Raw genomic sequence first — 12,906 nt, 5'->3', positions numbered from 1 at the left:
CGTTGAAACGCTGGTCAATTTTCCCTCGCTCCCTGCGACAGCTCGTTATGATGGCATTCCTGCTGATCCTGTTACCCTTGCTGGTTCTGGCCTGGCAGGCGTGGCAGAGCCTCAATGCCCTCAGCGCTCAGGCGGCGCAAACCAACCGCACAACGCTGATCGATGCCCGCCGCAGCGAGGCGATGACCAATGCCGCGCTGGAAATGGAGCGTAGCTACCGCCAGTATTGCGTGCTCGACGACCGCACGCTGGCGAAGGTCTATCAGAACCAGCGCAAGCGCTACAGCGAAATGCTCGACGCACATGCGGGCGTTCTCCCCGACGACAAACTTTATCAGGCGCTGCGCCAGGATCTTAACGATCTGGCGCAACTGCAGTGCAAAAACAGCGGGCCGGACGAGGTCGCGACCGCACGCCTCGAAGCCTTTGCTAACGCCAATACCGAGATGGTGCAGTCCACGCGCACCGTTATATTCTCTCGCGGACAACAGCTGCAGCAGGAGATCGCCGAACGCGGTCAGTTCTTTGGCTGGCAGGCGCTGGTACTGTTTCTGGTTAGCCTCGGTCTGGTGCTGCTGTTTACCCGCATGATCATCGGCCCGGTGAAGGGCATCGAACGGATGATTAACCGTCTGGGGGAGGGTAAATCCCTCGGTAACACCGTGGTGTTCAAAGGGCCGCGTGAGCTGCGATCCGTCGGTCAGCGCATCATCTGGCTCTCCGAGCGCCTACAGTGGCTGGAATCACAGCGCCATCAGTTTTTACGTCATATCTCCCATGAGCTGAAAACGCCGCTCGCCAGTATGCGCGAAGGCACCGAGCTGCTGGCTGACGAAGTGGCGGGGCCGCTGACCCCCGAGCAAAAAGAAATTGTTGAGATTCTCGATGACAGTAGCCGCAATCTGCAGAAGCTGATTGAGCAACTGCTTGATTACAATCGCAAACTGGCCGACGGTGCCGTCGAGCTGGAAAACGTCGAGATTGAGCCGCTGGTGGATATGGTGCTCTCTGCCCACAGCCTGCCTGCGCGAGCTAAAATGATGCATACCGACCTGGATCTCCAGGAGCCGGTCTGTTTTGCCGAACCTATGCTATTAATGAGTGTGCTGGATAATCTTTATTCCAATGCGGTGCACTATGGTACTGAATCCGGTAACATTTATATTCGCAGTTTTACCCACAATTCACGGGTCTGTATTGACGTCGCCAACACCGGTAGTCCCATCCCGGATGACGAACAGAAGATGATTTTTGAGCCCTTTTTCCAGGGAAGTCATCAGCGAAAAGGTGCGGTTAAAGGGAGCGGTTTGGGCTTAAGCATTGCCCGCGATTGCATACGGCGGATGCACGGGGAGTTATATATCTCCCACGACGATCGCGCTGATGTCTGTTTTCGCATTGAGCTGCCCCTTGAGCCGGAAAAATCAATGAAATGAATCTAAGTCTGGTGAGTATGTCACACGTCTTTTTCCGCGCGGTTAACGCGACGTTTTCCAGTAAAATTTTACGCTTAGGTCTGCCATGCCTGCTGCTGGCGGGCTGCGTGGCGCACACGCCAAAAAGTGCGATCAGCGATAAACAAGAAGATAAATTACCTGAACATCAGCTGGCCGATTTCCTCTCCACCGATTGTGACGATATCTGGCAGCTCAACGGCCATGATGTCGAATCGAACCCGCTGTTCTGGCTGCGCGGCATGGATTGCGCCGAGCGTCTCGCACCTGCTGTGGCGCGCGCGCAGGCGCATCAGTGGGCTGACGACACCTGGCAGGACACCTTTAAGCGCGGCATTCTGCTGGCCAATGCCAAAATTAATCCCGTAGAGCGTCGCAACAATACGTCGCGGATGGATGCGCTCAGCCCGCAGATCCCGGCGCAGATCCGCCCGCTGTATCAGCTGTGGCGTGACGGGCAGGTGCTACAGCTGCAACTCGCCGAAGAGCGCTTCCGCTACAGCAAACTGCAACAGTCCGCAGACGGCGAACTGGATACCCTGCGCCAGCAGCAGCAATACTTACGTTCCCAGCTTGATACGACCACCCGCAAGCTGGAAAACCTGACGGATATCGAACGTCAGCTCTCCACCCGCAAGCCGTCCAGCAACTATTTGCCGGATAATACGAAAGGCACTGCGCAGCCCGCCAAAACGCCGGAGCAGGAGAGCGAGACGCCGAAACAAGAGGATGTGAAGCCATGACAAGCCGCAAACCTGCCCATCTCCTGCTGGTGGATGACGATCCCGGCCTGCTCAAGCTGCTGGGAATGCGTCTGGTCAGCGAAGGCTACAGCGTGGTCACTGCCGAAAGCGGCGCTGAAGGACTGAAAGCGCTGGGGCGTGAGAAGGTCGATCTGGTGATTAGCGATCTGCGCATGGACGAGATGGACGGGATGCAGCTGTTTGTGGAAATTCAGAAGCTGCAGCCTGGGATGCCGGTGATTATCCTCACCGCCCACGGATCGATTCCGGACGCGGTCGCCGCCACGCAGCAGGGGGTGTTTAGCTTCCTGACCAAGCCGGTGGACAAAGACGCGCTGTACAAAGCCATCGATGATGCGCTGGAACACTCCGCCCCGTCGGTGGATGAGAAGTGGCGCGAATCCATTGTGACCCGCAGCCCGGTGATGCTGCGCTTGCTGGAGCAGGCGCGGATGGTGGCCCAGTCGGACGTCAGCCTGCTGATCAACGGCCAGAGCGGTACCGGGAAAGAGATTCTCGCCCAGGCGATCCACAACGCCAGCCCGCGCAGTAAAAATGCCTTTATCGCCATCAACTGCGGCGCGCTGCCGGAACAGCTGCTGGAGTCTGAACTCTTTGGTCATGCACGCGGGGCCTTTACCGGCGCGGTCAGCAGCCGTGAAGGGCTGTTCCAGGCGGCGGAAGGCGGCACGCTGTTTCTTGATGAAATTGGTGATATGCCTGCGCCGCTGCAGGTCAAACTGCTGCGCGTGTTGCAGGAGCGCAAAGTGCGGCCACTCGGCAGCAACCGGGATATCGATATTAATGTGCGCATTATTTCGGCCACGCACCGTGACCTGCCGAAAGCGATGGAGCGCAAAGAGTTTCGCGAAGATCTCTACTACCGCCTTAATGTCGTAAACCTGAAAATCCCCGCTCTGGCGGAACGTTCAGAAGATATTCCCCTGCTCGCGAACCATCTTTTGCGCCAGTCAGCCGATCGCCACAAACCCTTCGTGCGCGCGTTCTCCACCGACGCCATGAAACGCCTGATGACCGCCAGCTGGCCGGGCAACGTGCGTCAACTGGTCAACGTGATTGAGCAGTGTGTGGCGCTGACCTCTTCGCCGGTGATCAGCGATGCGCTGGTGGATCAGGCGCTGGAAGGGGAAAACACCGCGCTGCCCACGTTTGTCGAGGCGCGTAACCAGTTCGAACTCAACTATCTGCGTAAGCTGCTGCAGATCACCAAGGGTAACGTCACCCACGCCGCGCGCATGGCCGGGCGTAACCGCACTGAGTTCTACAAACTGCTGTCGCGGCACGAGCTGGAAGCGAACGATTTTAAAGAGTAGTGCCGCAAAATTTGACTGACTATGATACTGTGAGCAATCGATTACGAGGCTACAGACAGGCGAGCGTTTAAGGACCCACCATGAAAAAGATTGATGCGATTATTAAACCTTTCAAACTGGATGATGTGCGTGAAGCGCTGGCGGAAGTCGGTATCACCGGGATGACAGTCACCGAAGTGAAAGGCTTTGGTCGCCAGAAAGGTCATACCGAGTTGTACCGTGGCGCAGAGTACATGGTGGATTTCCTGCCGAAAGTGAAAATCGAAATTGTGGTGACTGACGATATCGTCGATACCTGCGTGGATACTATTATCCGCACGGCGCAGACCGGTAAAATCGGTGACGGCAAGATCTTCGTCTTTGACGTGGCGCGCGTCATCCGTATTCGTACTGGTGAAGAAGACGACGCAGCGATTTAAGACGGCGTTGATGTCACCGGCCGGGTAGAGCGTACTGCCAGGCGTAATCAAAAGCCCCTCTCAAAGGGGCTTTTTGCGTTACAGCACTTTGTGTGGACCAAAGCATTCGTAATGGATCTGCTCTGCTTTCACGCCCAATTCAACCAGCTGCTTCGCGGCAAACTGCATAAAGCCGACCGGACCGCAGAGATAAAACTGAATGGCCGGATCGCTGAACGCCCCTTCCTGAGTCCGTAAATCCATCAGCCCTGCGCTATCAAACACGTCATCGCTTTCCGGTTTGTTATACCAGATGTGAGAGGTGAAGCGCGGCAGCGTGGCACCCAGCGTTTTAACGTCTTGTGCAAAGGCATGGACCTGGCCGTTTTCCGCCGCGTGGAACCAGTTCACCTGGGCGCTATGGTTTGCCGCTGCGAGGGTATCGAGCATCGCCAGCATCGGCGTTTGGCCGACACCCGCTGAGATCAGCGTGACAGGCGTGTTCGCTTCTACCGCCATAAAGAAATCACCCGCCGGTGCCGCCAGATGCACCACGTCGCCGACGCTGGCGTGATTATGCAGCCAGTGAGAAACCTGACCGCCGTCTTCACGTTTCACCGCAATACGATAGCCTTTTCCATTCGCTTTACGCGTCAGAGAGTACTGACGAATTTCCTGATGCGGGAACCCTTCTGGTTTCAGCCATACGCCGAGATACTGACCCGGCTGATAATCTGCAACCGGAAGCCCATCGACGGGTTCAAATTCAAAGCTGGTGATCAGGGCACTGCGCGGGGTTTTATCGGCGATACGGAACGCGCGCGTGCCTTCCCAGCCGCCGTTTTTCGTCGCGTGTTCGCTGTAGATTTGCGCTTCACGATTGATAAACACATTCGCCAGCACGCCGTAGGCTTTGCCCCAGGCGTCCAGCACTTCCTGGCCTGGGCTGAACATCTCGTCGAGCGTCGCCAGCAGGTGGCTGCCGACGATATCGTACTGCTCAGGTTTAATCTGGAAACTGGTGTGCTTCTGGGCAATTTTCTCAACCGCAGGCAGCAGCGCGGCCAGATTTTCAATATTGCTGGCATACGCGGCGATGGCGTTAAACAGCGCCTCGCGCTGATCGCCGTTGCGCTGATTGCTCATATTGAAAATCTCTTTCAGCTCCGGGTTGTGAGCGAACATGCGATCGTAAAAATGGGCGGTGAGTTTCGGTCCGGTTTCGACCAGCAGGGGAATAGTGGCTTTAACGGTAGCGATGGTTTGAGCGTCTAACATAGCAACTTCCTTCGATTATTACTCTAATGATGTATTTTAAATGCATCTTATAAAAAATAGCCCTGCTTTGTAAATGGTTCTTTGCATGATGAAATAGTTGCATCACAAACCTGAAAAGAAATCCATTGAAAATCGCGAGGTCTTTATTCCTCAAACCCTTGCGTGGCGGGTAGGTAAACGTTTGCGTAAAATCCTTTGTCAAGACCTGTTATCGCAACACTATTCGGTTATACTGTTGCCCGTCGTCTATCAGGACAGCCTTTTCAGGCCAAAATTTTATTGTTAGCTGAGTCAGGAGATGCGGATGTTAAAGCGTGAAATGAACATTGCCGATTATGATGCCGAACTGTGGCAGGCTATGGAGCAGGAAAAAGTACGTCAGGAAGAGCACATCGAACTGATCGCCTCCGAGAACTACACCAGCCCGCGCGTAATGCAGGCGCAGGGTTCTCAGCTGACCAACAAATATGCAGAAGGTTACCCGGGTAAACGCTACTACGGCGGTTGCGAATACGTTGATATCGTTGAACAACTGGCGATTGACCGTGCTAAAGAGCTGTTTGGCGCAGACTACGCGAACGTACAGCCGCACTCTGGTTCTCAGGCGAACTTCGCGGTTTACACCGCGCTGCTGCAGCCGGGCGATACCGTTCTCGGTATGAACCTGGCGCAAGGTGGCCACCTGACTCACGGTTCCCCGGTTAACTTCTCCGGTAAACTGTACAACATCATCCCTTATGGTATTGATGAGTCCGGTAAAATTGACTACGAAGACATGGCGAAGCAGGCGCAGACCCACAAACCGAAGATGATCATCGGCGGTTTCTCTGCTTACTCCGGCGTGGTTGACTGGGCAAAAATGCGTGAAATCGCAGACAGCATCGGCGCATACCTGTTCGTTGATATGGCGCACGTCGCCGGTCTGATTGCAGCAGGCGTTTACCCGAACCCGGTTCCACATGCACACGTTGTCACCACCACGACCCACAAAACCCTGGCAGGTCCGCGCGGCGGCCTGATCCTGGCGAAAGGTGGTGACGAAGAACTGTACAAAAAACTGAACTCTGCCGTCTTCCCAAGCGCTCAGGGCGGCCCGCTGATGCACGTTATCGCAGCAAAAGCCGTTGCCCTGAAAGAAGCGATGGAGCCAGAGTTCAAAGTTTACCAGCAGCAAGTGGCGAAAAACGCGAAAGCGATGGTGGAAGTGTTCCTGAACCGCGGTTACAAAGTGGTTTCTGGTGGCACTGAGAACCACCTGTTCCTGCTGGATCTGGTTGATAAAAACCTGACCGGTAAAGAAGCCGACGCCGCGCTGGGCCGTGCAAACATCACCGTTAACAAAAACAGCGTACCAAACGATCCTAAGAGCCCGTTTGTGACCTCCGGTATCCGTATCGGTTCTCCGGCTGTTACTCGCCGCGGTTTCAAAGAAGCGGAAGTGAAAGAGCTGGCTGGCTGGATGTGTGATGTTCTCGACAACATCAACGATGAAGCTGTGATCGAACGTGTTAAAGGTAAAGTGCTGGATATCTGCGCACGTTTCCCTGTCTACGCGTAATTCTGCTCGCAGAAATAAGAAAGGCCGCGTAAGCGGCCTTTATATTATCTAGCGACGGTCGATGGATATCGCCCCCGGCCCGGTCACGGCCAGCAACAAAAACGCGCCGGCAATGCTGATATTCTTGTAGAAGTTAATCATGTTAGGCATAACCGCATCACCGCTCATATCCCAGTAGTGGTGACCAATCACCGCTGTCCCAAGCGTATAGAGGACAAAGAGCAGCGCCAGCGGCCGGGTGAAGAACCCGAGCACAATCAGAATCGCGGCGGGCACTTCCATGATCACCGCAATAATGGCTGCCAGCATCGGCATCGGTGCGCCGAGCGACGTCATATATTGCACCGTTCCATCAAAACCGGTCATTTTCGGAATACCAAAAATAATAAACAACACAACAATCGCGATACGTGCAATCAGCAGTACCAGCGGGCGGGACTGTCCGAAATCGAAATAGCGTAGAGTGTTCATGGCAGGCTCGTTATTGGATGGGGCTTATCATAAAGCTAATACACAACCGGTAACTCCGCCATAAGACCAAATTATCAGCCGCTTAACCCTTCGCAAGTCTGCTCCAAGTCCCCGTGCATTTCGCCCCGTTCCCGCTTTTGGCGGCCTGAATGCAATCTCGATACTCCGTCGACGAAAGCGTTTCAGGAGCGAATAAACAGGCGCTGTCTGTCAGAGGTAATGTGATGGTTATCACAATATCATCGCAAACTCCGTGGCTGATGCTGTTTCGAATGTCGGGTGAAGCACGCTTATGCCGCGAACCTCAGCGCCATCCGGTGAATGCCCGTCATCACGCCGGACAACCTGATTTAACGGCGTTAGCCCAGGATGAGCGCACCCGTTTAGCCACAGAAATTGCCGCTGAATCAAGGGCAAATTCCTGTTAATCAGCTGTTAATAGCCGCTTGCGTCGGCCCCTTTTTAGCGCCAGACTAGCGCCTCCAAAACGGGAGGGATTCATGGGTTTGCATTCCACGCGCTGGCTGGCGCTCAGCTATTTTACCTACTTTTTTAGCTACGGTATTTTTCTGCCTTTCTGGAGCGTCTGGCTCAAAGGTATCGGCCTGACACCGGAAACCATCGGCATTCTGCTGGGTGCAGGCCTGGTGGCGCGATTCCTGGGTAGCCTGCTGATTGCGCCGCGCGTCAGCGATCCCTCTCTGTTGATTAAGGCCATGCGCATCCTCGCGCTGCTGACGCTGATGTTCCTCGCGGGCTTCTGGGTGAATCAGCAGTTTGCGTGGCTGATGGTGGTGATGGTCGGTTTTAACCTCTTCTTCTCGCCGCTGGTACCGCTGACGGACGCGCTGGCGAACACCTGGCAAAAACAGGTGACGATGGACTACGGACGCGTGCGCCTGTGGGGGTCCATCGCCTTTGTGATTGGCTCGGCGCTGGTGGGCAAACTGGTCAGTCTCTACGACTATCGGGCGATTCTGGCGCTGTTAAGCGTAGGTATTGCCTCAATGCTACTGGGGATGTTGCTGCAGCCGTCGGTGAAACCGCAGGGCGAAAGCCGTCATCAGGAGAGCACCGGCTGGGCCGCCTGGCGTTCACTGATTAAACAGAGCTGGCGTTTTCTGGCCTGCGTCTGTCTGCTGCAGGGCGCTCACGCGGCCTACTACGGTTTTAGCGCCATCTACTGGCAGGGGGCGGGGTACTCCGCGTCGGCAGTGGGTTATCTCTGGTCGCTCGGCGTGGTGGCGGAAGTCATTATCTTTGCTCTCAGCAAGAAGCTGTTCCGCCGTTTTGGTGCGCGCGATCTGCTGCTGCTCTCCGCCGTCTGCGGCGTGTTGCGCTGGGGCATTATGGGCTGGACCACCGATCTCCCCTGGCTGATTGTGGCTCAGATCCTGCACTGCGGTACCTTTACCGTGTGCCATCTGGCGGCGATGCGCTACATCGCTGCGCGTCAGGGCAGCGAAGTGATTCGTCTCCAGGCGGTCTATTCGGCGGTGGCGATGGGCGGCAGTATCGCCGTGATGACGGTCTTTGCGGGCTTCCTCTATCAGCACCTCGGCCACGGCGTGTTCTGGGTGATGGCGCTGGTGGCGCTGCCGGCTATGGTGGTACGTCCCAAAGTGGCAGCGCGCAGCGAAGCGCTATGATTCCAGCATGGCGCGTATATGTTCCTGCTGCTGCGCATTCAACGTCTCTACGGCATGAATGAGCGGCGGCGAGAACAGCGGCAGGGCGGTAGGGTACGGAGTAATAATCAGCGCCGCTTCGCGCGGTGCGCCGTCCTTCTGAAACGTCTGGAGCGACACATAGCGGATATTCAGCGGCAGCAGCGTCAGCTCGCGCAGCTGCTCTTCAATCATCACTTCGCAGGCTTTATCATCGCCCGTTAACAGCACCACCTGTTTTTCATGCAGGTCGGTCTCCTGCATCAGCCAGGCGCCGAAAATCACCGCCACCAGGCTCATCTCCTCATCGGAAAACCGCAGGCCAAATTCTGCCTCCACTTCAAACAGCACATCCCGGGTAGTACGCATCAGGCGCGGATAGAGGCGACCGATCTCTTCGGGCAGACTGTTGTCGATACCAACGCCAAACAGCGAGCGGTCCAGCGCCTGGGAAAGATGGATGTACAGCTGATCCGTCAGCCCCTGTTCGTCGCTAAAGCGCATTCCTGTTTGCCCGCGAAAGCGACCGATCATCCGCGAGATGGCGTGGCGCAGGCGTTGATCCAGTTGATGTGCATCGCGCAGCGGATCGGGGGTGCGCAGCATCATAAACAGCAGCGACAGAAACAGCGGCTCATCGGCATGGGGGCTTTGCCGCACGCGGCGCTGCCAGTGGCGGACAATCTCCTGTGCTGCCAGATATTCACCGCGCGAATGCGCCCAGTGGCGCTGAACAGCGGAGAACTGCGGCGTCTGCCCCAGATGGTGCTGAATCAGGCAATACTGCAGATAGAGCTGCAAAAACTGCACGTCGCGACACTCGAAGTGGCGCTGCAGGCGGCGCGAACAGAAGTTGATCAGCGCGCGCAGATTGGTATCGTCATACAGCGTACGCGCAATGCCGAGTTGTTTAAGCTCGGTTTTGAGCGCCGGGGTAAACTGTTGTGTAATAAAATGCGGACACAGCCGCAATGCCCGTCGCAACCAGTGCAGCAGGCATAAACGTTGATCGAGCGTCGTACCTTCAATTCGGTAGCTGCCGTCATGATGCGTCACGATGTTCAGCCGGTGATAGCGCTGGATCTCATCGCGTGTCTCGGCTATATCTTGCCGTGCAATGTCGTCGTCCACCCCATTGATATCAACAATACTTTGCGGGGTGACGGCAATACCTGGCAGGTAAAGCATCAAAAGCACCTGGCAGCGGCGCTGCGAACTGGAAAGCACAGATGGGTTTTCGAGGGTCGTCATCATCTGTCGGGTATCCAGTAGGAGTATTCGATAAGAATAGCTAAAGGATGTGCGCAGGAAAGCGCACCCGTGGGTCTTTCCGTCAGGAATGCGGGAGAACATCACAGAATTTTTGACGTGAGGAATCGATGCAAATAGTTAAACACAGCGCCACGGCGCTATTTTTGGCGGTTTTATCTTCTGCCGCCGTCGCGCATCCTCACAGTTTTATCAGCCTGCAGACGGAGATTGTCGCAGACGATACGCACCTGAGCGGGCTGAAAATGCGCTGGACGATGGATGAAATTACATCAGCCGATCTACTCTATGACGCCGGCGATGCGAAACCGGGCGATGAGATCTGGAAAAAACTGGCGGCGGAAGTGATGGCCAACGTACTCGGTCAGCACTACTTCACCGAGTTCTGGCACAACGGCCAGAAAGTGAAATTTCTTAATCGCCCCACGACCTACGGCATGGAGCGCGACGGGCACCAGGCGGTGTTAACTTTTATTCTGCCGCTGGCCGAACCTCAGCCGTTGGCGGGGCAGAAGTATACGTTTTCAACCTTTGACCCGAGCTACTACGTCGACATGAGTTATGCCGAAGACAAAGACGCAACGCTGCCCGCGGCGCTGCAAAAGCACTGTACGATTGCGGTCCATACGCCAAAACCCAGCGAAGAGACGATGAATTTTGCGCTCTCTCTCGATAAAGCGGATGCGCCGCCGGAAGACATGGATCTGGGTAAACAGTTTGCGCAGCAGGTGACCGTGCAATGTCAGTGATCTCCACTTCACTCAGCAAAAAACGCCGCTGGCTGCACCTGTGGCCACTGGCACTGTTTCTGATCTTAGCGGCCATCGGGGCGTTATGGCTCTGGCAGGTGTGGCCGCAGGTGATGATGAAAAGCATCCTCTGGCAGCGCGACGTGAATCAGCAGATGAGCGGGCTGCTCAAGGCCGTGGCGGAAAACCCGACCAAAGCGGGCGGCTCGCTGCTGATCTTCAGCTTTTTGTACGGCGTGCTACATGCGCTGGGGCCAGGGCACGGGAAGATCGTCATCACCACCTGGCTTGCGACTCACCCTTCAAAGCTCAAATCGAGTATCGGATTAACGCTCGCCTCTTCGTTGTTGCAGGGGCTGGTGGCGATTGCGCTGGTGGTTGTGGTGCTGACAGTGCTACAACTGCCTGCCCGACAGCTACACATGAGCAGCTTCTGGCTGGAGAAGGGCAGTTATGCACTGGTGGGCGTGCTGGGGGTGCTGCTCTGCTGGCGGGCAATCAAAAAACTGCGGGCGTTACTTCGGATACCAACGTTTAAAGCCTTCACGGCGCATCATGTTCACGACGCACACTGCGGTTGCGGGCATCAACATCTGCCGACGCAAGAGCAGCTACAGGGCACAGATGACTGGCGCGCGCGGCTGATGATTATTCTGTCGATGGGAATGCGGCCCTGTTCCGGGGCGATCATGGTGCTGCTGTTCAGTAAGGTGATTGGAGTATTTAGCTGGGGCGTGGTCTCCGCGCTGGCGATGGCGGCGGGAACGTCACTGACGATTACCTCGCTGGCATTGCTGGTCCACAGTTTTCGCCAGCTGGCGGTCAAACTGAGCGGCAACACAACGCCGGTACTGTGGCGACAGGTTGGCTGGACGACGCTGGCGTTAGCGGGCGGGGTGATTTTACTGGTGGCGGCGGTGACGATGTGGATCAGTGCGGTGCCGGTAGGGCGGGGGTTACGGCCGTTCTAAAACGAACGATGGCACTGCACTTATCCGGCCTACAGGATCGTAGGCCCGGAAAGTGCAGTGCCACCGGGTACAACAGACGGAATTAACGCTTCAGCGCTTCACTCAGTTCGTCACGCATGTTCGCCAGCATAGCTTTCACGACACGCGGGTTACCGGCCACGATGTTACCGCTCAGCATGTAGTTGTGACCGCCGGTGAAATCGCATACCAGTGCGCCTGCTTCACGGGCAATCAGCTCGCCTGCAGCAAAATCCCACGGCTTCAGCGCGATTTCGAAATAACCATCAACGCGGCCAGCGGCAACGTAGGCCAGATCCAGCGCAGCAGAACCGGTGCGACGGAAATCCGCGCATTCGGTGTAGAGCTTGCCGAGGATTTTCATGTAGGTCTGAGCGTGCTGTTTCGCCTTGAACGGGAAACCGGTCGCCAGAATCGTGCCATCCAGATCGCGAGAGTTGCTGCCGCGCAGACGGTAGCCGTTCAGCTGTGCGCCCTGACCACGGGTAGCCGTGAACAGTTCGTTACGCATTGGATCGTAAACAACGGCCACTTCAGTACGGCCTTTGATGCGTACAGCGATAGAAACAGAAAAATGAGGAAGGCGTTTAACGAAGTTGGTGGTGCCATCCAGTGGATCGATTACCCATTGAACATCCTGATCTTCGCCTGCGTGTTCACCGCTTTCTTCGGTGATGATGGTGTGCTGCGGGTAAGATTTGCGAATGGTTTCGATAATAATCGCTTCTGCGGCTTTATCGACGTTAGTCACAAAGTCATTGCTGCCTTTCTGGCTGGTTTCTACAGAATCTGGAGTTTCGTAGTGTTTGGCAATTACATTACCCGCCTTGCGCGCTGCGCGCACGGCGATGGTCAACATAGGATGTTGCATCGGTTACTCTCACTGGATGTTAAAGAACAGGGGAAACGAAAACGGCCCAGAGTATAGCAGCGAGTTCGGATCATGTCTCTCGTTTATGATAATATGGCCGAATATTCTTCAGACACTGGCTTCAG

13 protein-coding genes are annotated in these 12,906 nt (G+C 55.8%); 9 read left to right on the top strand and 4 right to left on the bottom strand.

Annotated elements, in window-relative coordinates:
• Positions 1–2 precede the first annotated feature (2 nt).
• From qseE to glnB, 4 genes are all read left to right on the top strand, one after another.
• Complete coding sequence (gene qseE / locus C0560_RS15105) at positions 3–1,436, top strand: two component system sensor histidine kinase QseE/GlrK (RefSeq protein ID WP_164971801.1); 1,434 nt, start codon at positions 3–5, stop codon at positions 1,434–1,436.
• Positions 1,433–2,197 carry a two-component system QseEF-associated lipoprotein QseG gene (gene qseG, locus C0560_RS15100; protein WP_107703104.1) on the top strand — a complete coding sequence of 255 codons (765 nt, stop codon included), beginning with the start codon at positions 1,433–1,435 and terminating at the stop codon, positions 2,195–2,197. Before qseE ends, qseG begins: the two co-directional genes overlap by 4 nt.
• Positions 2,194–3,531 (top strand): two-component system response regulator GlrR, encoded by a 1,338-nt coding sequence (gene glrR, locus C0560_RS15095; protein ID WP_100779295.1) that lies wholly within the window; start codon positions 2,194–2,196, stop codon positions 3,529–3,531. The genes qseG and glrR overlap by 4 nt, the downstream gene beginning before the upstream one ends.
• 80 nt (positions 3,532–3,611) lie before the next feature.
• On the top strand, positions 3,612–3,950 hold the full coding sequence (gene glnB / locus C0560_RS15090) for a nitrogen regulatory protein P-II (RefSeq protein WP_002914032.1): 339 nt from the start codon (positions 3,612–3,614) through the stop codon (positions 3,948–3,950).
• 78 nt (positions 3,951–4,028) lie between these two features.
• Here glnB and hmpA read toward each other — a convergent pair whose 3' ends face one another.
• Complete coding sequence (gene hmpA, locus C0560_RS15085; RefSeq protein WP_248858928.1) at positions 4,029–5,207, bottom strand: NO-inducible flavohemoprotein; 1,179 nt, start codon at positions 5,205–5,207, stop codon at positions 4,029–4,031.
• A gap of 304 nt (positions 5,208–5,511) precedes the next feature.
• On the opposite strand from hmpA, the gene glyA reads away from it, so the two are divergent.
• Entirely contained in the window at positions 5,512–6,765 is a 1,254-nt protein-coding gene (gene glyA, locus C0560_RS15080; protein WP_248858925.1) for a serine hydroxymethyltransferase, read from the top strand.
• Between the two features lie 48 nt (positions 6,766–6,813).
• Here the strand turns inward: glyA and C0560_RS15075 are convergent, their stop codons facing one another.
• Positions 6,814–7,236 carry a DoxX family protein gene (locus C0560_RS15075; RefSeq protein WP_107703106.1) on the bottom strand — a complete coding sequence of 141 codons (423 nt, stop codon included), beginning with the start codon at positions 7,234–7,236 and terminating at the stop codon, positions 6,814–6,816.
• Between the two features lie 224 nt (positions 7,237–7,460).
• Here C0560_RS15075 and C0560_RS15070 point away from each other — a divergent pair, with 224 nt between their 5' ends.
• Complete coding sequence (locus tag C0560_RS15070; protein ID WP_371923352.1) at positions 7,461–7,664, top strand: hypothetical protein; 204 nt, start codon at positions 7,461–7,463, stop codon at positions 7,662–7,664.
• A 72-nt stretch (positions 7,665–7,736) separates the two neighbouring features.
• Positions 7,737–8,885 (top strand): 3-phenylpropionate MFS transporter, encoded by a 1,149-nt coding sequence (locus C0560_RS15065; RefSeq protein ID WP_248858922.1) that lies wholly within the window; start codon positions 7,737–7,739, stop codon positions 8,883–8,885.
• Here the strand turns inward: C0560_RS15065 and csiE are convergent.
• Positions 8,880–10,157: a stationary phase inducible protein CsiE gene (gene csiE, locus C0560_RS15060; RefSeq protein ID WP_107703108.1), complete on the bottom strand. Its 1,278-nt coding sequence runs from the start codon at positions 10,155–10,157 to the stop codon at positions 8,880–8,882. The two genes, C0560_RS15065 and csiE, sit on opposite strands and share 6 nt — an antisense overlap.
• 125 nt (positions 10,158–10,282) lie before the next feature.
• On the opposite strand from csiE, the gene C0560_RS15055 reads away from it, so the two are divergent.
• Positions 10,283–10,921, top strand: a complete 639-nt coding sequence (locus tag C0560_RS15055) for a DUF1007 family protein (RefSeq protein ID WP_248858920.1) — start codon at positions 10,283–10,285, stop codon at positions 10,919–10,921.
• On the top strand, positions 10,912–11,892 hold the full coding sequence (locus C0560_RS15050; protein ID WP_248858917.1) for a nickel/cobalt transporter: 981 nt from the start codon (positions 10,912–10,914) through the stop codon (positions 11,890–11,892). Before C0560_RS15055 ends, C0560_RS15050 begins: the two co-directional genes overlap by 10 nt.
• An 82-nt stretch (positions 11,893–11,974) precedes the next feature.
• On the opposite strand, the gene suhB is transcribed toward C0560_RS15050, so the two are convergent.
• On the bottom strand, positions 11,975–12,781 hold the full coding sequence (gene suhB / locus C0560_RS15045) for an inositol-1-monophosphatase (protein ID WP_100779303.1): 807 nt from the start codon (positions 12,779–12,781) through the stop codon (positions 11,975–11,977).
• Positions 12,782–12,906 lie beyond the last annotated feature (125 nt).

The organism is Lelliottia sp. AC1, assembly GCF_023278595.1.
Taxonomy (GTDB): Bacteria; Pseudomonadota; Gammaproteobacteria; order Enterobacterales; family Enterobacteriaceae; genus Enterobacter; species Enterobacter nimipressuralis.
Note: the sequence above shows the minus strand (reverse complement) of the source record. Positions and strands in the feature narration are given on the sequence as shown.